The organism is Burkholderia sp. FERM BP-3421, from assembly GCF_028657905.1.
GTDB lineage: Bacteria > Pseudomonadota > Gammaproteobacteria > Burkholderiales > Burkholderiaceae > Burkholderia.
On sequence record NZ_CP117781.1, the window covers coordinates 1,521,547 to 1,541,280 of the forward strand.

Below are 19,734 nucleotides of genomic sequence, written 5' to 3' on the forward strand. Positions count from 1 at the left end.
GGCCCGGCCGAGCAGCGCCGTTCAGGCGCTGGCCTGAGCCCCAGGAGCGGGCCCCGTCGCCGCCGGTGCTTCGTGTTCGGCGGCGAACCGGTCGATGCGCGCGGCGATCAGCGCGGCGTCGCGCAGCACGATCCAGTGCGCGCCGTCGAGCAGCTCGCGGCGGTGCGGGCCGAGCCAGCGTTCGAGGTTGGCCGACATCGCGGGCGTCACGTAGCGATCGAAGCGCGGCGCGAGGATCTGCACGGGCGCCCGCGCATAACGTTCGCGCGGCCGGCGCGCGCGCGGGATGAAGTTCTCGCGATACAGCGCGAGGCCGTTCAGCGCGTTGCGCAATTGCTGCGGGTCGGGCTCCGCGCGCAGCCGCTCGGTGCGGCGCAGCCACCACGGCCACAGCGCGGCGCCGGCGAGCCGCCACACGAGTTCCGGCACGAGCGGCAGATGGAAGAACGCGATGTACCACGACTTCAGCGATTGGCGCAGATCGAGGGGCGCGCGGAACACATGGTCGAGGCACGGGCCGGAGATCGAGGTGTAGGACGCGATGCGCTCCTTCAGCGCGGGCTCGGTGACCGCCTCCCAGCACTGGATCGAACCCCAGTCGTGGCCGACCAGATGGAACGGGCGCGCGCCGCAGGTCGCATCGGCCACCGCGACGAGGTCGGCCGCGAGCCGCGCGAGCGCATAGCCGTCGCGGCGCGGCGGCGCGCCGGACGCGCCCGCGCCGCGCACGTCGTAGGCGATCACGCGGTAGCGCGTGTCGAGCGCGGCGCGGACCTGTTCCCACACCCGCGCGGAATCGGGATAGCCGTGTACCAGGATCACGGGCGGCGCGTCGCGCGGCCCGCTCAGGTAGGCGGCGAGACGCACGTCGCCGGCGTCCACGGTCAGCGTATCGCGCACGGCGGCCATCGCGCGTTACGCCTGCGGCGCCGGATGCAGCGGCACGCGGCGCGGCGCGGCCTGCGCGGCATAGCGCGCATTGGTCTCGTCGATCTTCGCGAGCAGGCGGTCGATCTGCAGGTAGCGGCGGTTGTCGTAGTCCCACGGATGGAAGTTCGGCCGGAAATAGCCGAGCCATTCGCGCGCGATGCCCGGGAATACGCCGTAGCGCGGGCCGTACAGGAACGCGACGAGCGTGCCGAACCCGCCGAAGCGTCCGCGGCGGCGGCGATGCGACGCCATCAGCCGCACATGGAAGTCGAACACGATGACCCAGAAGATCAGCGTGGTCACGAGCATCGTGCCGGTGCGCAGCAGATAGCGCCCGGGCCCCGGCCGCATGACCGTGTTCCACACGTCGAACGACACCGCCTTGTGTTCGGTTTCCTCCATCGCGTGCCACATCCACATCTGCGTGTAGCCGTCGACCGAGCCGTCGATCCGGTGCGCGGGATCGGACAGCAAGAGGTTCGCGAGCATCGCCGTGTAGTGTTCGAGCGCGATCGTGACCGCGAGCTGCATCGCGTGCGGCAGCACTTTCTTCATGAAGCCGAGCACCGCCCACAGCCGCGCATCGAGCCGGTGTGCGGGCAGGCCGGCCGCCTGCAGCAGATCGTTGTACTCGATGTGCTCGCGCGTGTGCATCGCCTCCTGGCCGATGAAGCCGAGCACCTGCTGCTTCAGCACGGGATCGTCGATGCGGTCCTTGTAGTTGCGTACCGAGTCCATGAAGAAGCGCTCCCCGGCCGGGAACAGCAGCGACAGCGCGTTCATGAAATGCGTGACCGGCACCCCTTTCACGTGCCAGTCAGACGCCCGTTCGGGCGGCAGCGCGAATCTGACGTCGCGTCGTACCGGCATCATGATGTTTCTCCCTGTTTGCCTGCGTTGTTATAGCTTGTGCGCGCCGTGGCCGGCGCGGGCGCCGGTTGGGCATGGCCGGCGCGGCGGCGCGCCTTGGCGCGTTCGCGACGGGTCGCCATCACGACCAGCACCTGATAGGCGGCGGGCAGCACGCGCGCGAGCCAGTCGGCGCCGTGCGCGTCGCGCCCGATCAGCACGCGGCGCTGATTCCGGCGCACGCCGCGCAGGATCGTGCGGGCCGCCTCGTCGGCCGTCGTGATGAAGAACTTCTCGAAGTCGTCCTTGCCCTGCTGTTCGCTGTCGACCATGAAGCCGAGCATGTTCTGCGAGATGCGGCTCGACTGCGCGATGTTGGTCTTGATGCCGCCCGGATGCACGCAGGTCGCCGACACGCCGCACTTCATCATGTCCAGCTCCTGACGCAGCGATTCGGTGAAGCCGCGCACCGCGTACTTGGTCGCGTTGTACGCGCTCATGCCCGGCTGCGCGAAGATCCCGAAGATGCTGGAGGTGTTGACGATGTGGCCGTCGCCGCTCGCCTTCAGGTAAGGCAGGAACGCCTTGGTGCCGTGCACGACGCCCCAGAAGTTGATGTTCATGATCCATTCGAGGTCCGCGTATTCCATGCCCTCGATCGTGCTCGACAGCGCGACGCCCGCGTTGTTGAACACCAGGTTCACGCGGCCGTGCGCCGCCGCGGTGTCGTCGGCCCAGGCCTGCATTGCGGCGCGGTCGCCGACATCGAGCACGCGCGTCGTGACGCGCACCGACGGCGCGAGCGCGCGCACGATCCGTTCCGTTTCCGCGAGGCCGACCGCGTTGCGGTCCGCGAGCGACACGTGGCACTGCGCCTGCGCGAGCTGCAGCGCGAGCGAGCGGCCCATGCCGGAGCCTGCACCCGTGATGGCCGCGACCTTGTCGGCGAAATCCTTCATGTCTTCGTCTCCTCCGTTGCGGATGGCTCAGGCGGCTTCGGCCGGGCGCGTGGCGGGCGCGGCGGCGGGGCGCGCATCGCGCCGGGGCGCGGCATACGCATGGTAGTCCGCCATCGAGAAATGCGCGGTCGCCTGCCGGAAGCGCCACGTGAAGCCGGGCCACAGCGTGGTGTTCTTGCCGGTGCGCGGATCCAGATACCAGCTTTTGCAGCCGCCCGTCGACCAGATCGCGCGCTTGAGCTTCTGCTGCAACTGCGTGTTGTACGCGTTCTCGACGAGCGGACGCACCTCGATCGCGTCGGCGCGTTCGTTGCGCATCGCGTCGAGCGCGCCGAGGATGTATTCGATCTGCGACTCGATCATGTACACCATCGAGTTGTGGCCGAGGCCCGTGTTCGGGCCGACGATCATGAAGAAATTCGGGTAGCCGGGCAGCGTGGTGCCGAGGTACGCGTGCGCGCCGTCGCGCCAGGTGTCGACGATGTCGACGCCGCCGCGCCCGCGGATCACGCCGCGCGGGAACGGATCGGCGACCTGGAAGCCGGTGCCGTAGATCAGGCAGTCGACCTCGTGACGCGCGCCGTCGGTGGTGACCACGGCGTTCGGCTCGATGCGCGCGATGCCGGTCGTCACGACGTCGACATTGGCGCGGGTCAGCGCGGGGTAGTAGTCGTTCGAGATCAGCACGCGCTTGCAGCCGAGCGTGTAGTCGGGCGTGACGGTCGCGCGCAGCGCCGGGTCGGGGATCTGGCGGCGGATGTGCTTGAGCGCGAGCTTCTGCACGTTCTTCATCAGCGCCGGATGGATCGCGAAGCCGAGCACGCGCGATTCCAGCATCCAGTACAGGCCGCCGCGCACCAGCTTCTGCGTGAACGGCAGCGCGCGGAACAGCCATTGCTCGACGCGCGTCACGTTGCGATCGGGCTTCGGCATGATCCACGGCGGGGTGCGCTGGAACAGCGCGAGCGAGCGCACGCGCGGCGCGATCTGCGGAACGAACTGGATCGCGCTCGCGCCGGTGCCGATCACCGCGACGCGCTTGCCGTCGAGCGGATAGTCGTGCTCCCACTGCTGCGAGTGGAACGCCTTGCCCTCGAACTGCTCGATGCCGGGAATCGCGGGCAGCGCGGCGCGCGACAGGCCGCCCATGCCGGAGATCAGCACCCGCGCGTTGAGCCGCCGGCCGTTCGCGAACGTGAGCCGCCAACGGTGCGCGGTTTCGTCGTAGGCCGCGCCGACGAGTTCCTGGCCGAAGCGCAGGTACGGGCCGAGGTGGAAGCGTTCGACGCAGCGTTCCAGGTACGCGCGGATCTCGGGCTGCGGCGCGAACATCCGGGTCCACAGCGGATTCGGGGCGAACGAGAACGAGTAGACATGCGATTGCACGTCGCACGCGCAGCCGGGGTAATGGTTGTCGCGCCAGGTGCCGCCGACCGATCCGGCCTTCTCCAGCACGACGAAGTCGGAGACGCCTTGCTCACGCAGCCGGATCGCCATCCCCAGGCCGGCGAAGCCGGTGCCGATGATCGCGATGTCGATGGATTCTTCGGGGCCGTTGCCGCCGGGCGGGGCGAACGGCGGGGTGCGCGCATTCATCCAGGTGTCTCCGTTTTTGCTCATTTTTTAATGTGACATTGAATGATGTAACGATAGTCTGCGGCAAGGAATTCCGCAAGGGGCTAGATGGATGGCTCTAGGGCGCGGCCGGTGACAGACGAGGGGAATCGCAAGATGTTGAACGGAAAGGAATTTTTTTGATGGATCCGGGGCGGGCCGGCGAGCCCGCCGGGACTGCCCGGGCGTTGACGCGCCGGGCTCGACGGACACCCGCCCTACGGATATCCCGGCGTACGAGACGAGACGGAGATCCCGATTTCGTCCAAGTCCGGAGAAGCGCGGGATGTGCGCGGGGAAGCGCTTCGCGGGTTCGATGCCGTGCAACGGCCGGCGCTCGTGGGACGACGCGCCCGGCCGCCGTCCCGTTCCGATCCCGCCCGGCGGCCCGCATGCAGGCGGCCCGCGCGATTGATGCGTCCCGCCGAACAATCGTGAAGTCGCTTGTGCCGGACGGCGGCGCGGCTCTATGCTGTCCGGTTGGCGAATCAAAGGAGGATAGGCATGGACCGGCTGCAAGCCATGGAAGTCTTCACGCGCGTGGTGGATGCGAACAGCTTCACGCGCGCCGCCGAAGCGCTGACGATGCCGCGCGCGTCAGTGACGACCACCATCCAGAACCTCGAGGCGCTGCTCGGCGTGCGCCTCCTGAACCGGACGACGCGTCGGCTGTCGCTCACGCCCGACGGCGCGGCCTACTACGAACACTGCCTGAAGATCATCGCGGAAATCTCGGAGACGGACGCGAGCTTCCAGGCCGGCAGCCGCAAGCCGAGCGGCGCCTTGCGGGTGCACATGCCCGGGTCGATCGGGCGGCAGATCGTGATCCCGGCGCTCTCGACCTTTCACCAGCGCTATCCGGACATCGACCTCGATCTCGGGCTGTCGGACCGCATCGTCGATCCGGTGGAGGAAGGGCTCGACTGCCTGATCCGGGTCGGGCCGCTCGAGGATTCGTCGATGATCGCGCGGCGGCTCGGCCTGCTCAAGCGCGTGACCTGCGCGTCGCCCGCCTATCTCGACCGGCACGGCGAGCCGTGCGAGATCGCCGACCTGGCCCGCCATCAGGCGGTGCGCTTCCGGATGAGCCACACCACGCGGCCGGTGCCCTGGATCTTCCTGATCGACGGCAGGATGGTCGAGGTGAAGATGGACAGCGTCGTCACGGTCAACGACGGCGATGCGTACCTGACCTGCGGTATCGAGGGCTTCGGCCTGATCCAGCCGATGCTGCTGCTCGCGCTGCCGCATCTGCTCGACGGGCGGCTGCGCGAGGTGCTGACCGGTTTCAATCCGAAGCCGAAGCCGATTTCGCTCGTGTATCCGCAGAACCGTCATCTGTCGATGAAGGTGCGCGTGTTCGCCGATTGGCTCGCGGAACTGTTCGGGTCGATTCCGGCGGTCGAGGCGGAGAGCGCGTGGCCGCGCGGCGGAGCGCGGCGCGACGGCAGTCACGCGGTGCCGGCTTGAGGGCCGGGATTGCCGTTGCCGGGACGCGGGGCGGTGCGCGTCGCGCCGGCCTTGTCCGGCGCGCGCGCGCTCAGCGCGGCGCGCGGCGGCGCAACACCCCGGCGACGAGCGTCAGCTGCGCGAGCGCATAGCAGAACCAGATCGCGTAAGCGCTGCCGCCGAATGCGCCGAGAAAGCGGTCGATGCCGATCAGCGCGTCGGAGCCGGCGAAGACGAGCCCGCCGAGCGCCACCTGGAGCCCGGGCGTGCGCGCGCACAGCGCGAAGCTGGCCATCGCGCCGAGCACGAGGATGTAGACGGACACCGGCGCCGCCAGCGCATGCAGGTGCGGGTGGAACGCGGCGTAGAGCGCGCCGGCGAACAGCCACAGGCCGATCAGCGCGAGCACGCGCCAGCCGCGCGGCGCGGCGCGCCACGGCGCGAACAGCGCGCAATAGCCGAGATGGGCGAGCAGGAACGCGCCGAGGCCGGCCACGAACGACGGCGGCCATTGCGGCAGCGCGAGCAGCACGTCGCCGAGCACGGCCGCGGCCAGCGCGAACATGAGCCGGTTGCGTTCGCGGGCGGGGGCGTGGCGCGTCGCGGCGGCGAGCAGTAGCACGCCCATCGCCGCCTTCGCGGCCGGCTGGCCCGGGTAGGGCGCGATGCCGAGCGAGAGTCCGTAGCACAGCGCCGCGACGAGCGCGGCGTACCACAGGCCGCGCGCGCGGCCGGGCGGGAGAAGCGGCATGGTCGATGGGGTCTCCGGTTTGTTATGGAGCGACGCGCGCGGCCCAGCACGGCGCGATCGCGCATTATCGCGGAGAAGCGCCGCGCGGCGGCCGGCGAATCCTTCTAGAATCGGCGCTTGCCCGCGCGCTGTGGCGCGGGGTCGATGCCTGCGCGTCCGCGCGGCGGGCGACGGCGTGGATGGCGCGGAACATGCGAGGAAGAGGCGATGCTGACGGTCTGGGGACGCCGCAATTCATTCAACGTGCAGAAAGTCATGTGGCTGATCGGCGAACTCGGCCTCGCGCATCGCCATGTGCCGGCCGGCGGCGATTTCGGCCTCAACGATACCGCCGCTTTCTTCGCGATGAATCCGCACGGGCGGGTGCCGCTCATCGACGATGACGGCACGACCGTCTGGGAGTCGCATGCGATCCTGCGCTATCTGGCCGCCCGTCACGGCGAGGCCGGTTTCTGGAGCGAGGACCCGCGAGTGCGCAGCCTGGCGGACCGCTGGATGGACTGGACCCAGACCAGCCTGCAGCCGGCGTTCCTGACCGGCGTTTTCTGGGGCTATTACCGAACGCCGCCCGCGCTGCGGGACGCCGTGCGCATCGAGCACAGCGTCGATCTGTGCGCGCAGTATTTCCAGCTGCTCGATCAGGTGCTGTCCGCGCAGCCGTTCCTGGCCGGCGAGCGGCTGACGCTCGCCGACATTCCGGCGGGCACGCACCTGTACCGGTATTTCGAGCTGGACATCCGGCGTCCGCATGTGCCGCACGTGGAGGCGTGGTACGCGCGCCTCGCCGCGCGGCCCGCGTACCGGGAGCATGTGATGGTGCCGTTCGGGGAATTGCGCGGGCGGTTGGATTACTAGGGGGCGGCCTCCCGCGGGGCGGCTTGCCTCGCGTGGGCTCGACGGAGGTAAAGCGCGGGTCGGCTTGCCTTGATTCGGCGCAGCAGCGCCTGTATCTGTATGGTCATCGGAGGTCACCTCATGCGCATCGTCCTGACCGGTGCAACCGGCATGGTGGGCCAAGGCGTGCTGCGCGCGTGCCTGAGGGCCCGCGACGTGACGGAAATCATCGTGATCGGCCGGCGCGCGCCCGACGGTTACGCGGATCCGCGGCTCAAGGTCGTCGTCACGCCGCATCTCGATCGCTTCGAGGCGTCGGATGCCTCGTTCGCGAACGTCGACGCCTGCTTCTTCTGCGTCGGCGTGTCGTCGTTCCGGATGCCGGAGGCCGCGTATCGCGCGGTGACCTACGACCTCACGCTCCACGTCGCGCGGCAACTGCTTGCCCGCAGCCCCGGCATGAGCCTGGTGTATGTGTCCGGCGCGGGCGCGGACAGCAGCGAGCAGGGCGGGACCATGTGGGCGCGCGTCCGCGGGCAAACCGAAAACGCGCTGCAGCGGCTGCCGTTTCGACAGGTCGCCATATTCCGGCCCGCCGCGATCCTCCCCGAGGACGGCATCCGGTCGCGCACGGCGGTTTACCGGTGGGCGTACGCCGTGCTCGCGCCGATCCTGAGCGTGATACGCCGGATCGCGCCGGGGCAGGTGCTGACCACGCAGGTCGTCGGCGACGCCATGCTCAACGCCGTGCGGCACGGCGTGCCGCAACCGATCCTGACGCCCGCTGACATTCATCGGCTGGCTGCCGCGCCGCCGTGATGCGCCGGCGAAGCGCGAGGGCAGCCGGGGCGTCGGCGGAATTCGCTCGTGTTCCATGCGCATGGGACGCGCGCGGCGTCGGCCGCGAGCGACGGCGCGTCGGCTCGGGATGACCGCGACGGCCGTTGCGCCTAGACTGTCCCGTCATCGGGAGCAAGCGGCGGCCTGCCCGCGCCACGCGAAGCCGGCCGGCCATCCCGCGCAGTCTTCATCCAGGGCAAGGGAGGACACGATGCACTACGCGCTTTATTACTGGCCCGGCATCCAGGGCCGCGGCGAATTCGTGCGGCTGGCGCTCGAAGCGACCGAAGCCGACTATGTCGACGTCGCGCGCCAGTCCGCGCGCAAGGGCCTGGGCCTGCCCGCGATGATGCGCCTGCTCGACGACGACGCATTGGCCTGCCCGCCGTTTGCGCCGCCGTTTCTCAAGGCCGGCGACCAGATCATCGGGCATACCGCCAACATCCTGCTGTTCCTCGGCGCGCGGCATCGTCTTGCGCCCCGCGAGGCGGCGGCGCGGCTGTGGGTGCACCAGCTGCAACTGAGCGTGACCGACTTCGTCGCCGAGATCCACGACACGCATCACCCGATCGCCGGCAATCTCTACTACGAAGACCAGATGCCGGAAGCGGCCGCGCGCTCGGCGGATTTCATCGAGAATCGCCTGCCGAAGTTCCTCGGCTATTTCAGCACGGTGTTGGCCCGGAATCCGCACGAGAGCGGTTACCTGGCCGGCCGGCGCTTGAGCTATGTGGATCTGTCGATGTTCCAGCTGATCGAGGGGCTGCGCTACGCCTTCCCGAACGCGATGGCGCGCATCGAACCGGAGCATGCCGGGTTGATCGAATTGCACGACCGGGTCGCGGCGCATCCGCCCATCGCGCGCTATCTGGCGTCGGCGCGTCGCATTCCGTTCAACCAAGAGGGAATCTTCAGGCACTACGCGGAACTGGATCGATAGCGCGTGCAGGACAGGCGGCAGGCGCGCGCCCGCCTCGCTCGCCTGCCGGGCAGGCTGCGAGCGGCGCGCATTGCGCGGCTCTCCCGCACGAAGCCGGAAGTCAACACAGACCCATCGCGTCGAATCCTGACAGGCCGCGGCGCAGGCACGCGTCCGCCGCTGGCGCGTTCCCGGGATGTCGGCGTCCGCGCGCGCTTGCTATCATCGCTGCGGGATCTCCTTCCCACCCGGCTGCGCTACAGGATTCGCAAGCCAGCGTGACGGCGCATCGCCGCAACCCGCGCCGCACGTTCCCAATGAATCCGTGCCGGCGCGTCGCGCGTCCCCACTATTCCCGCGCGCGCCCCGGCTTCGTCAGACAGGTTCAACGATGACCGAACACATCCGCGCCGACGGCGCGATCCGCCAGTCGTCCCTCCAAGGTTCCGCATTCGAAAACACCTATGCCGGCGTGCTGTCGTTCATGCGCCGCACCTACAGCCGCGAGCTTGCCGGCGTCGACGTGGCGATTTCCGGCGTGCCGCTGGATCTCGCCACCACCTATCGCTCCGGCGCGCGGCTCGGCCCGGCCGCGGTGCGCGCGGCCAGCGTGCAGCTCGCGGAACTGGATCCGTTCCCGTGGGGCTTCGATCCGTTCGAGGATCTCGCGGTGATCGACTATGGCGACTGCTGGTTCGACGCGCACAATCCGCTCACGATCAAGCCCGCGATCGTCGAGCACGCGCGCACGATCCTCGAGAGCGGCGCGAAGATGCTGACCTTCGGCGGTGACCATTTCATCACCTATCCGCTGCTGATCGCGCACGCGGAGCGCTATGGCAAGCCGCTGTCGCTGATCCATTTCGATGCGCATTGCGACACCTGGGCCGACGACGAACCGGACAGCCTCAATCACGGCACGATGTTCTACAAGGCGGTGAAGGACGGGCTCGTCGATCCGCGCACCTCGGTGCAGATCGGGATCCGCACCTGGAACGAGGACTTCATGGGCTTCAACCTGCTCGATGCGCCGTGGGTGCACGAGCATGGCCCGCGCGCGGCGCTGGAGCGGATCAGGTCGATCGTCGGCGACCGGCCCGCGTACCTGACCTTCGACATCGACTGTCTCGATCCGGCGTTCGCGCCCGGCACCGGCACGCCGGTCGCGGGCGGCCTGTCGTCCGCGCAGGCGCTCGCGATCGTGCGCGGGCTCGGCGGCCTGAACCTGGTCGGCGCGGACGTGGTGGAGGTCGCGCCCGCCTACGATCACGCCGACATCACGGCGATCGCCGCCGCGCATGTCGCGTGCGACCTGCTGTGTCTGTGGCGGCAGCGCAAGGTCGGCGCGCGCTGACGGCGCGCCGAGCGGCCCCGCGCGCATCGCGCGCGGGGCCGCGGCTTACTTCGCGGCTTACTTCGCGGCTTACTTCGCGGCTTACTTCGCGGCTTACTTCGCGGCTTACTTCGCGGCTTACTTCGCGGCTTACTTCGCGGCTTACTTCGCGGCTTACTTCGCGGCTTACTTCGCGGCTTACTTCGCGGCTTACTTCGCGGCTTACTTCGCGGCTTACTTCGCGGCTTACTTCGCGGCTTACTTCGCGGCTTACTTCGCGGCTTACTTCGCGGCGAGCGCCGCCGCGACGTCGCGATGGGTCCACGCGTGGTTGCCGACGGTGAGCTTTTGCGGGATCAGCTTGACGCCGAGGAACGCATCGGCCACGCCCTGCTGCGACGCGATGATCCGCTCGTCGATCGGCACCGCGCCGAACGGCGTGCGTTTCACCCAGGTCTCGACGAGCGCGGGGCTCAGGCCGACCTTCGGCGCGAGCAGCGCGGCGGCTTCGGTCGGATGCGCGTTCACCCACAGCCCGGTGGCGCGCGCCTGCTGGAGCGCCGCGCCGATCACCTCGGGGTGGCGCTCCGCGAAATCGCGGGTCGCCTCGTAGAAGTTGTACGCGCCCGGCAGGCCCGAGTAGTCGGTGAGCGTGCGCGCCTTCAGCGTGGCCTGCGCGGCCGCGTAATACGGATCCCACACGGCCCAGGCGTCGACGTCGCCGCTCTCGAACGCGGCCCGCGCGTCGGCGGGCGGCAGGTAGACCGGGCGGATGTCTTCGTAGCGCAAGCCGGCCTTCTGCAGCGCCTTGAGCAGCAGGTAGTTCGCGCTCGATCCCTTCTGCAGCGCGACTTTCTTGCCTTTCAGCGCGGCGACGTCGCGGATCGGCGAATCGGCGCGCACGAGCACGGCCTCGCTGTGCGGTGACGGCTGCTCCGCGCCGACATACACGAAGCGCACGCCGCCTGCCTGCGCGAACACGGGGGGCGGTGCGCCGGTATAGCCGAAATCGATGCTGTTGGCGTTCAGTGCTTCGAGCAGTTGCGGGCCGGCCGGGAATTCGAACCACTTGACGGTGTAGCCGAGCGGTTTCAGGCGGGTTTCGAGCGCGCCTTGCGCCTTGACGATCGAGAGCAGGCCCGCTTTCTGGTAGCCGATGCGCAGCACCTTGTCGCTGTCCTGCGCGAAGGCGGAGGCGGCGGCGAGCGTGACCAGGGCGGCGGCCACGGTACGGGGAATCCAGCGGGCAACGCGGAACATCGGCGCATTCTCCTGAAACGTTCATCGAAGCGGGCGGCGGGTGCCGCTCGGTTCGATGAATCGTCGCACGGGCAGCGGCCCGCACCAACCAAGCATTGCCGATATGAATATGACGGGCGCGCGCTTAACGTTTCTTGCGCGGCGGGGCGGGCGGCGGGGGCGCGCCGGCGTCGCGCGCGGCCTGGTCGCTGAGCTTCTTGTCGAGGATGGTCGCGACCCGGCCGCCCAGGTAGGCGCTCGACGCGGCTTCCAGCGCGCGGTTCATCTCGCCCTCGACGAACACGGCGGACAGCGGCCGCAGCCGCCAGATCGCGTCGACGAGCGCGGGCACGTCGGTCGGGGGCGGCAGGGTGTCGGCGTCGTAGCGGTCGAGACGGCGCACCACCAGTTCGACGAGCGCGCGGGCGATCGCGTCGAAGTGCGGCCGGGCGATGCTCATCGCGTCGAGCAGCTCGCGCGCGGGAATGCCCTCGTGGGTCATCGCGGCGGCGGCTTCGAGCATCGCGGGGCTTTTGGCGACGAACGACAGCCCGCGCCGTTCGAGCAGCCCGAGTTCGGCCACCCGCGACAGCGACGCGGGCGTTTGCGGGCCGAACATCTGGATCAGCTGCGCGAGCGAGTAGGTTTGCGGCCGCTCGTGCGACCAGCGGCCGCCGATCGCGTTTTCCAGGCCGAGGATCGAGCGCAGGTCGTGGCCGTCGTCGATGGCCTTGATCAGGTCCTGGATGTTCGACAGCGTATAGCCGCGCGCCAGCAGGTGATTGATGACCTTGAGGCGGGCGACGTGGGTGTCGTCGTAGATGCCCACGCGGCCGCGTTTCTCCGGCGGCGCGAGCAGGCCGCGATCCTGGTACGCGCGCACGTTGCGCACGGTCGTATCGGACACGCGTGCGAGTTCGTCGACGGTGTACTCGTTGACCTTCGGCGCGTCGGGCGCGCGGGTCGGGGTGGGCTTGGCGGATTTCGACATGGGTCGATTTTAGCGCGCGCCGCGCGCGCGGTGCGCGTCGGGGCCGCTCGCGGGGCCTTCCCGGCGCCGCGCGGGCAGGACCGGGGCCGCCGCGACCCGGGGCGCGGCGGCGTCCGGCCGCCTCCGCTATCGTTGGCCCGGCGCCGCGTGCTTGACCTGGATCAAGCTTCGTGCGCGAACGGGCCGCGCGGGCCGGGGTTGCCCGGCGCGCGTCTCAAGTTTTTCGCAGGCCAACCGTAAACGCCTGAGACGTCTAACGACTTCCCTTACTGCGCCCGATTCGCCATGAATGCATTGTTTTCCCGTTTTTCTATCCGCACGCGGATCTTCTCCACGCTTGGCCTCGTTGCCATTCTGCTGGTGCTGACCGGCCTCGTCGGCCTGTTCGGCATGCAGACCTCGAACGATGCGCTCGAAGAAGCCTACACGCAGCAGCTCGCCTCGAAGACGGCGCTGTCCTCCGCGAACCTGAACCTCGCGATCGTCCGCACCACGCTCGACCGCGCGATCCTGCATCCGGAGGCGTCGGATGTCGGCAATACCCTCGACAAGGCGGAACGCTACCTGGCGACCTCGGAGCGCGCCTGGCGCGACTACGACGCGCTGCCGCACGAAGGCGACGAGAAGACGCTGGCCGCGCAGACGGGCGCCGCGCGGCGCGCGTTCATCGACGACGGCCTGCGGCCGATGATCGATGCGGTGAAGGCAGGGCACCGGGACGATGCCGACCGGCTGGTGATGACGGTCGTGCCGCCGCTGTCGGTCGCGTTGTCGAAGGCGTCGGACGCCCTTGACGCGTATCAGTCCGCGCGCGGCAAGACGGAGTTCGATACCGCGCAGCAGTACTACCGCTGGCTGTGCCTCGGCATGGGCGGCGCGATCCTGTTCGGGCTGGCCGCCTGCCTGGGGTGCGCGATCGGCCTGCATTACGCGATCACGCAGCCGGTGGTGCGGCTGTTGAACCACTTCCGCCGGCTGTCGGAGGGCGACCTGACGATGGAGCTGCGCTGGGGCTCGCGCGACGAGATGGCGGAGCTGGTGAAGGGCGTGACGAACATGCAGCGCAGCCTGTCCGACACGGTGCGGCAGGTCACCAACGGTTCCGAATCGATCGCGACCGCGACCCGCCAGATCGCGGCGGGCAACACCGACCTGTCGCAGCGCACCGAAGAGCAGGCCGCGTCGCTCCAGGAGACCGCGGCCAGCATGGAGCAGCTGACGGCGACCGTGAAGCAGAACGCGGACAATGCGCGGGAGGCGCAGCAGTGCGCGGACACCGCGACCGATATCGCGACCAGGGGCGCGATGGTGGTGGGCGAGGTGATCGGCACGATGACCGAGATCGACCAGAGTTCGCAGCGCGTCGCGGACATCATCGGCACGATCGAGGGGATTGCGTTCCAGACCAATATCCTCGCCTTGAACGCGGCCGTCGAGGCGGCGCGCGCGGGCGAGCAGGGCCGGGGCTTCGCGGTGGTCGCGGGCGAGGTGCGCACGCTGGCGCAGCGCTCGGCGACGGCGGCCAAGGAGATCAAGACGCTGATCGGCGAATCGGTCGAGCGGGTCGGGACGGGGTCGCGGCTCGTCAGCTCGGCGGGCGACACGATGCAGGAAATCCAGCGCGCGATCGCGCGCGTGACCGGCATCATGACGGAGATTACCGCCGCCTCGAACGAGCAGCGCGACGGCATCGAGCAGGTGAACCTCGCGGTCTCGCAGATGGATCAGGTATCGCAACAGAACGCGGCGCTCGTCGAGCAGGCGGCCGCCGCCGCCGCGTCGCTCGAGGAGCAGGCGGACGAGCTGCGCCGCGCGGTCGGTTCGTTCCGGATCGCCTGACGGCGAACGCCGGCCGTCAGGCGGCCGGCGCGATACGGGCGGCCGCGCGCTGCGACGCGACCACGATCAGCTTCATCGTCGCGCGGGTCGCGCCCACGAACAATTTGCGCGCCGCGCGCGCATCGAACGTCTCGAAATCGACCTCGGTCAGGATCACGCACGGCGCGGCCTGCCCCTTGAAGCGGTAGAGGGAATCGAGCAGCAGGTCGCCTTCCCGGTACTCGGGGTTGCCGAACAGATCGTATTTCCCGGTGAAGTGCTTCAGGCGGTGCGGGCCGAGCTGGTCGAGCCGCGTGAACGCCGAGCCGTCGCGGCCGCGGAACGACAGCAGCGCGATGTCCTGCTTGCGGAAGCCGAGCGACAGCGCGTGGGTGACCGCGCGCTTGGTCGCATCGATGCACGCCTGCGCTTCCTCGTCGTCGTCCGGATAGGTGCTGAACACGATCTCCGAGCCGTCGAACGGTCCGACCGCCCGCAATTGCGCCGCCAGCGGCTCGACCGGTCCGACCATGGCGCGCACGTAGTCGAGGATGTCGCGCGGGCTGCGGTGGTTGGTCAGCTCGCGGATCGTCACCCAGCCGGGCAGGGGCACCGGCTCGCGCATGTAGAGGTTCTGCAATGGATCCTCGAGCCACCACCACGCGCCGTCGAGTTCGAGCACGCGCTCCAGCGCGGCCGCCCATGGGGCCTGGAAGTCCTGGCCTTCATCCACGATCAGCACGTCGAAACGCCACTTCGCGGGAATCGGCGCGGCGGCGAACTGCGCGTCGAGGCGCGCGAACGCATCGGGCGCGTCGAAGTCGGGCACGTGGCCGGCATCGCGCGCGACCCAGTCGCACAGCTGGTGGTAGTTCGCGATCCGCGCGCCGGGCGGCGCGATGCGCGCGACGTAGTCGGCGAGCGGCCGGTTGAAGCAGACGTACAGCACGCGCAGGCCCGCCGCGACCGCGTCGCGCATCACCTGGACCGCGAGCTGGGTCTTGCCCGAACCCGCCGTGCCGATCACGCGCAGCCGGAACGGCGCGAATTCGAGCCGCCGCGCCCAGGTCGCGAGGCCGCCGGACAGCCGCGTGACGAGCGTGCCGGCCTGACCGACCAGGGCGCTCGTATCGGGCGTCAGCGCCAGTTCGTCGGCGAGGAAATGATGGATCTTCGCGGCGCTCGACAGGCGCGGCTCGTCGGCCGGCAGCGCCTGCAGGATAATGTCGGCGAGCTGGTGGCGGCGCGTGGCGTCGACGATCCGGTCGGGCGCGACGCCCGCGATCGCCGCCTGCCGGACCGCGTAGTCCGGGCAGTACAGCAGCGCCTCGATGCCGTAGGTGCCCGCGCCGAACGCGGCCGTGAAGCGTCGCTGGAGGTTTTCCAGCGTGCGCGCGAGCTGGACCGACACATTGCGCTCGGTCTGCAGGTAGACCTTGACGAGCCCCTTCGGCGTCTCGCGCAGGAATCCGGCCTTCTGCTCGATCACGAGCACGCGGCCCGCCGGGCTCACGATCACGAAGTCGGCCTCGCCGAACACGGAGAACTGCTGGTCCGCGCGGGTCCAGTGCACGCCGTGGTAGACGGTATAGCCGTCGGGCAGCGTCTGTTCGAGCGTCGCGAGCGTCTCGCGCTCGCGCTCCGCGGCGCCGGTCGCGGAGAGGCTTTTCCAGTCGTCGGGAATGATGCGGGCCATGCGGATCCTTGCCGTGCCGGGCGGAATGGGAACGCCGGCTATTGTACGCAGGACCGCGCCGCGCGCGGGTCAGGCGCGCGCGAGGCGCTTCGCGAGATCGGCGCTCAGCAGCGCCAGGCGGGCAGGCTTTTCGTAGCAGACGACGTCGAAGGTGCGGATCACCTCGCTGATGTCCGCCTCGCTCGCGCGGCCTGTCAGCAGGTCGCCCGTGAGCACGAACACCGGCGCGCCCGGGTTGTCGGACGCGCGCACCGCCTTGATCGCGACGGCCGCCGTGTAGCCGTCGAAGTGCCATTCGCTGACCACCGCGTCGAACGCCTGGCCCTGCAGCGCGTCGATGAAGGCGGGCAGCTGCTCGAAATGGACCGTCGAGAAACCCTGCTGGTCGAGGTAGCGGCAGACTTCCTCGGCATCCGAGGGATTCGCGTCGACGACCGCGACCAGCAGCCGGTCGTTCTCGGCGCGGCGCGGGTAGATCTCGATCTTGTGGACGTCGTAGGCGTTCTGGTAGAGCACGCCGGTATGGCGCAGCACGCGCCAGCGGCCCTGCTGCTCATAGGCGACGAACTCGGGCCGCGCGCCCGCTTCGAGCGGCGCGCCGACCCAGACGGTGCACGGGATCTCGGCGACGCCCGCATACAGCGTGGCTTCCTGCGCGCATGCGCCCACCATGCCGGGGTCGAGCGCCTGCGCGCCGAACAGCTGGGCGGCCGGCTCGCCGTAGGCTTCGGCGACTTTCTTCAGTTGCGCGAGCGTCCACGGGCTGCTGCCGCGCAGCTTGCGGTGCCCCTGGGAAAAGCTCAGGTCGAGGATCCGGCACAGTTCGGTGGTTTGCTGCCGCTTGCCGATGCCGTTGCGGCTCATCAGCTCGCGCACGCGTTCGGCGACCGCGAGGGAATCCGTGGTAATTGCTTCGTTGGCCATGCTACGGGGACGGATCGAGTCGAATGACGTTCAGGTGGCGCCTCGGACGCCGGGTTCGACATCGTGGGATGCCATCGGGGCGAGCCGACCGGCTACGCGCGAAAGAGATAACTTTACCGCAAAACGGAGTTCGCTCTGCGTACTACTGTACGTGAATGTGTGACAGGTGTTTCCTGATGTTGCTTCAGATCGTGGCGACGTCGTATTGCACCGGGGGGCCGACGGCGCGCCGCGAGCGATTGCGGCGATGCCGGGCGCGGCCACCGTGGGCGCGTGTCGTTGGATGCGCCGGGGGCACGGAAAGTTGCGTGCGGTGGATCTCACAGGGCGCTTCCGGGCGTCGGGGCCGCCGCTGCGGGACGGTCGGCGCGCACCGGGTTCAGGGCTCAGGGTGCATCGGGCGCGGCCGCCTCGATCGCGCGGCCGAGCCTGACCAGGTGGCGCTTGGCGTTGTTGGCGTCGCCGCGCGACAGCCACTTCAGGCATTCGAGCAGCTCCCACGGGAGCCAGCGGTCGCCGCCGTGGTACACGGGCGTGTCGGCGCGGCCCGGCGCGGGATCGTCGCTCGCGCGCGCCGCCACGCAGCCGTCGCGGCTGAACACTTCGACATAGGGGCGTTTCAGCGCGAACGGCTGCGCCGGCGCGATCACATGGAATTCGCAGGACCTGAGGTCGCCGAGGATCACCGCCTCGTACGGGCTGTCCGGCCCGCGCCGGCCGTCGAAGCGCATCAGCACGTCGGCGTCGGCCAGTGCGGCGCGGAACACGTCGAGCACCGCGCCGCCCGCGCCGTCGCCGCAGAACGCGACGAGATCGAGATCCGACAGGCGGTCCGCGGCGCCCTTCGCGAACGAGCCCACGAGCACCAGCCCGAGGCAATCCGGCGACGCGCGCAGCGCCGCGGCGAGTCGCGTCAGCAGGGCGATCTGGGGCGCCGTCGCGGGCTGGTCGCGGCCCAGGGCGACGATGTCGGGCAGGTTCAACGGCAGGGTGGCGGACATCGGATGCTCATTCGACGAGGAGGGGGCGGTCGCTATCATCGCCCAAATCCGGATCGCGAGGCTGCGACGCGACGCGTGGACCGGCGCGGGTCCGCGCGCGTTCCGTCCGGCACATCGACGCCATCGGCGCTCGCATCTCGTGAGAGCATGGGGCTTTTACCCGCCGCCCGTGCCCCGGCGCCCGCGCCGCTCCGATCATGACCACCACGTATCCGCTCTACGGCGCGCTCGCGCGCGCCGATCTGCCGTTTCCCGCCCGCGCCGACGTCGTGATCGTCGGCGCGGGCATCATGGGCTGCGCCGCCGCGTACTACCTGAGCTTGCGCGGCCTGAGCGCCGTCGTGCTCGACAAGTCGCGGATCGCCGGCCAGCAATCGACCCGCGCGTGGGGCTTTGTGCGCCAGCAGGGCCGCGAGGCCGCCGAAGTGCCGCTGATGATGGCCGGCATGCGGCTCTGGGAGACGCTCGAACAGGAACTGGGCGTCGATCTCGAATGGCGGCAGGGCGGCTGCCTCTATCTTGCGGACAACGAAACGGATTGGGCGTCGTTTCAAGGCTGGCTCGACGTGGCCCGCGCCCATGACCTCGACACGCGGGCGCTGACGCCCGCCCAGGTCGGCGAGCGTGTGACGGGGCTCGCGGCGCCGGTGCTGGGCGGGCTCTATACCGCGAGCGACGGCCAGGCGGAGCCGCGCCGGGTCGCGGGCGCGTTCGCCGCGCGCGCGGCCGAGCGCGGCGCGCAGTTCCTCGAAGGCTGCGGCGCGCTCGCGCTGGAAACGGCGGGCGGCGCGATCACGGGCGTCGCGACCGAGCGTGGCACGATCCGCGCGGCGCGCGTGATCTGCGCGGCGGGCGCGACCAGTTTCCGCCTGCTCGACGGCGTCGGCATCCGCCTGCCGCAGCAGGCGGTGCGCGGCACCTGCATGCGCACCAACGCGCTGCCGCCGGTGTCGGCGGCCACGCTGAGGGGCCACGGGCTCGGCATCCGGCAGCGTGCCGACGGCGCGATCAATCTCGCCGACGACATGCAGGTCGATGTCGACATGACGCTCGGCCACCTGCGCGGGCTCAGCCTGTTCTGGCCGGAACTGTGGGCGCAGCGCGACAAGTTCCGTTTCCACCTGAACGGCGCGGCCTGGCGCGACCTGCGCGCGCGCCTCGGCGGCGGCCGCGATGCGCTCGCGCCGCGCGATCCGGCGCCGCAGCCGAATCCCGCGCACGCGCCGCGCGCGCTCGCGAAGCTGAAGGCGATCTTTCCGGCGCTGCGCGACGCGCAGGTGGTCGAGGCCTGGGCCGGCCTGATCGACGTGCTGCCGGACGGCATCCCGGTGATCGACGCGCCCGCCGCGCCGCGCGGGCTCGCGATCGCCACCGGGTTCTGCGGGCATGGCTTCGCGATGGGGCCGATCGTGGGCCGCCTGCTCGCGGAGTGGGTCGACGGCGGTGCGCCCTCGCTCGACCTGGGCGCGTTCCGCGCCGCGCGCTTCGTCGACGGCACGATGCAGCGCCCGCGCAGCATGCTGTAGGCGGCGGTTTCGTGCGGCGGGCATCCGTGCAACGGACGCCCGCATCATCCCCTTCCGCCGG

Annotated in this window: 17 protein-coding genes; 7 read left to right on the forward strand and 10 right to left on the reverse strand. The window is 70.0% G+C overall.

What is annotated here, in order from left to right; all coding sequences use genetic code 11:
• Positions 1–21: 21 nt before the first annotated feature.
• From Bsp3421_RS09715 to Bsp3421_RS09730, 4 genes are read right to left on the reverse strand one after another with little or no spacing between them, the layout of a single operon-like run.
• The gene (locus tag Bsp3421_RS09715) at positions 22–909 is read right to left on the reverse strand and encodes an alpha/beta fold hydrolase (protein ID WP_273995695.1); all 888 of its coding nucleotides are present in this window, start codon (positions 907–909) and stop codon (positions 22–24) included.
• A 6-nt stretch (positions 910–915) separates the two neighbouring features.
• Positions 916–1,803, reverse strand: a complete 888-nt coding sequence (locus Bsp3421_RS09720) for a metal-dependent hydrolase (protein WP_273995696.1) — start codon at positions 1,801–1,803, stop codon at positions 916–918.
• Positions 1,800–2,738, reverse strand: coding sequence for an SDR family NAD(P)-dependent oxidoreductase (locus Bsp3421_RS09725; protein WP_273995697.1), 939 nt, complete (start codon positions 2,736–2,738; stop codon positions 1,800–1,802). The genes Bsp3421_RS09720 and Bsp3421_RS09725 overlap by 4 nt, the downstream gene beginning before the upstream one ends.
• A gap of 27 nt (positions 2,739–2,765) precedes the next feature.
• Positions 2,766–4,334, reverse strand: coding sequence for a flavin-containing monooxygenase (locus tag Bsp3421_RS09730; protein ID WP_273995698.1), 1,569 nt, complete (start codon positions 4,332–4,334; stop codon positions 2,766–2,768).
• Between the two features lie 522 nt (positions 4,335–4,856).
• On the opposite strand from Bsp3421_RS09730, the gene Bsp3421_RS09735 reads away from it, so the two are divergent.
• Positions 4,857–5,822 (forward strand): LysR family transcriptional regulator, encoded by a 966-nt coding sequence (locus tag Bsp3421_RS09735; protein ID WP_273995699.1) that lies wholly within the window; start codon positions 4,857–4,859, stop codon positions 5,820–5,822.
• 70 nt (positions 5,823–5,892) lie between these two features.
• Here Bsp3421_RS09735 and Bsp3421_RS09740 read toward each other — a convergent pair whose 3' ends face one another.
• Entirely contained in the window at positions 5,893–6,552 is a 660-nt protein-coding gene (locus Bsp3421_RS09740) for a lysoplasmalogenase (RefSeq protein ID WP_273995700.1), read from the reverse strand.
• 207 nt (positions 6,553–6,759) lie between these two features.
• On the opposite strand from Bsp3421_RS09740, the gene Bsp3421_RS09745 reads away from it, so the two are divergent.
• From Bsp3421_RS09745 to speB, 4 genes are all read left to right on the forward strand, one after another.
• Positions 6,760–7,407: a glutathione S-transferase family protein gene (locus tag Bsp3421_RS09745; RefSeq protein WP_273995701.1), complete on the forward strand. Its 648-nt coding sequence runs from the start codon at positions 6,760–6,762 to the stop codon at positions 7,405–7,407.
• Between the two features lie 120 nt (positions 7,408–7,527).
• Positions 7,528–8,205 (forward strand): semialdehyde dehydrogenase, encoded by a 678-nt coding sequence (locus Bsp3421_RS09750; protein WP_273995702.1) that lies wholly within the window; start codon positions 7,528–7,530, stop codon positions 8,203–8,205.
• A gap of 232 nt (positions 8,206–8,437) precedes the next feature.
• A complete protein-coding gene (locus tag Bsp3421_RS09755) occupies positions 8,438–9,166 on the forward strand; it encodes a glutathione S-transferase (protein WP_273998338.1) in 729 nt (242 codons plus the stop codon).
• Between the two features lie 370 nt (positions 9,167–9,536).
• Positions 9,537–10,499: an agmatinase gene (speB, locus tag Bsp3421_RS09760; RefSeq protein ID WP_273995703.1), complete on the forward strand. Its 963-nt coding sequence runs from the start codon at positions 9,537–9,539 to the stop codon at positions 10,497–10,499.
• 261 nt (positions 10,500–10,760) lie between these two features.
• Here the strand turns inward: speB and Bsp3421_RS09765 are convergent, their stop codons facing one another.
• A complete protein-coding gene (locus Bsp3421_RS09765) occupies positions 10,761–11,738 on the reverse strand; it encodes a sulfonate ABC transporter substrate-binding protein (RefSeq protein WP_273995705.1) in 978 nt (325 codons plus the stop codon).
• Between the two features lie 124 nt (positions 11,739–11,862).
• A complete protein-coding gene (locus Bsp3421_RS09770; RefSeq protein ID WP_273995706.1) occupies positions 11,863–12,708 on the reverse strand; it encodes a MerR family transcriptional regulator in 846 nt (281 codons plus the stop codon).
• A 285-nt stretch (positions 12,709–12,993) separates the two neighbouring features.
• On the opposite strand from Bsp3421_RS09770, the gene Bsp3421_RS09775 reads away from it, so the two are divergent.
• Entirely contained in the window at positions 12,994–14,547 is a 1,554-nt protein-coding gene (locus tag Bsp3421_RS09775) for a methyl-accepting chemotaxis protein (RefSeq protein ID WP_273995708.1), read from the forward strand.
• 16 nt (positions 14,548–14,563) lie between these two features.
• Here Bsp3421_RS09775 and Bsp3421_RS09780 read toward each other — a convergent pair whose 3' ends face one another.
• From Bsp3421_RS09780 to Bsp3421_RS09790, 3 genes are all read right to left on the reverse strand, one after another.
• Positions 14,564–16,222 (reverse strand): ATP-binding domain-containing protein, encoded by a 1,659-nt coding sequence (locus Bsp3421_RS09780; RefSeq protein WP_273995710.1) that lies wholly within the window; start codon positions 16,220–16,222, stop codon positions 14,564–14,566.
• A 69-nt stretch (positions 16,223–16,291) separates the two neighbouring features.
• Positions 16,292–17,146 (reverse strand): helix-turn-helix domain-containing protein, encoded by an 855-nt coding sequence (locus Bsp3421_RS09785; protein ID WP_273995712.1) that lies wholly within the window; start codon positions 17,144–17,146, stop codon positions 16,292–16,294.
• Between the two features lie 386 nt (positions 17,147–17,532).
• On the reverse strand, positions 17,533–18,147 hold the full coding sequence (locus Bsp3421_RS09790; RefSeq protein WP_273995713.1) for a hypothetical protein: 615 nt from the start codon (positions 18,145–18,147) through the stop codon (positions 17,533–17,535).
• Positions 18,148–18,344: 197 nt separating this feature from the next.
• Between Bsp3421_RS09790 and Bsp3421_RS09795 the strand changes: the two genes are divergently transcribed.
• The gene (locus Bsp3421_RS09795) at positions 18,345–19,673 is read left to right on the forward strand and encodes an NAD(P)/FAD-dependent oxidoreductase (RefSeq protein WP_273995715.1); all 1,329 of its coding nucleotides are present in this window, start codon (positions 18,345–18,347) and stop codon (positions 19,671–19,673) included.
• Positions 19,674–19,734: the final 61 nt, after the last annotated feature.

Bases quoted from the DNA above. Each gene is read 5' to 3' on its own strand.
- Bsp3421_RS09715 (WP_273995695.1), bottom strand. From the start codon at position 909: ATGGCCGCCGTGCGCGATACGCTGACCGTGGACGCCGGCGACGTGCGT.
- Bsp3421_RS09720 (WP_273995696.1), bottom strand. From the start codon at position 1,803: ATGATGCCGGTACGACGCGACGTCAGATTCGCGCTGCCGCCCGAACGG.
- Bsp3421_RS09725 (WP_273995697.1), bottom strand. From the start codon at position 2,738: ATGAAGGATTTCGCCGACAAGGTCGCGGCCATCACGGGTGCAGGCTCC.
- Bsp3421_RS09730 (WP_273995698.1), bottom strand. From the start codon at position 4,334: ATGAATGCGCGCACCCCGCCGTTCGCCCCGCCCGGCGGCAACGGCCCC.
- Bsp3421_RS09735 (WP_273995699.1), top strand. From the start codon at position 4,857: ATGGACCGGCTGCAAGCCATGGAAGTCTTCACGCGCGTGGTGGATGCG.
- Bsp3421_RS09740 (WP_273995700.1), bottom strand. From the start codon at position 6,552: ATGCCGCTTCTCCCGCCCGGCCGCGCGCGCGGCCTGTGGTACGCCGCG.
- Bsp3421_RS09745 (WP_273995701.1), top strand. From the start codon at position 6,760: ATGCTGACGGTCTGGGGACGCCGCAATTCATTCAACGTGCAGAAAGTC.
- Bsp3421_RS09750 (WP_273995702.1), top strand. From the start codon at position 7,528: ATGCGCATCGTCCTGACCGGTGCAACCGGCATGGTGGGCCAAGGCGTG.
- Bsp3421_RS09755 (WP_273998338.1), top strand. From the start codon at position 8,438: ATGCACTACGCGCTTTATTACTGGCCCGGCATCCAGGGCCGCGGCGAA.
- speB (WP_273995703.1), top strand. From the start codon at position 9,537: ATGACCGAACACATCCGCGCCGACGGCGCGATCCGCCAGTCGTCCCTC.
- Bsp3421_RS09765 (WP_273995705.1), bottom strand. From the start codon at position 11,738: ATGTTCCGCGTTGCCCGCTGGATTCCCCGTACCGTGGCCGCCGCCCTG.
- Bsp3421_RS09770 (WP_273995706.1), bottom strand. From the start codon at position 12,708: ATGTCGAAATCCGCCAAGCCCACCCCGACCCGCGCGCCCGACGCGCCG.
- Bsp3421_RS09775 (WP_273995708.1), top strand. From the start codon at position 12,994: ATGAATGCATTGTTTTCCCGTTTTTCTATCCGCACGCGGATCTTCTCC.
- Bsp3421_RS09780 (WP_273995710.1), bottom strand. From the start codon at position 16,222: ATGGCCCGCATCATTCCCGACGACTGGAAAAGCCTCTCCGCGACCGGC.
- Bsp3421_RS09785 (WP_273995712.1), bottom strand. From the start codon at position 17,146: ATGGCCAACGAAGCAATTACCACGGATTCCCTCGCGGTCGCCGAACGC.
- Bsp3421_RS09790 (WP_273995713.1), bottom strand. From the start codon at position 18,147: ATGTCCGCCACCCTGCCGTTGAACCTGCCCGACATCGTCGCCCTGGGC.
- Bsp3421_RS09795 (WP_273995715.1), top strand. From the start codon at position 18,345: ATGACCACCACGTATCCGCTCTACGGCGCGCTCGCGCGCGCCGATCTG.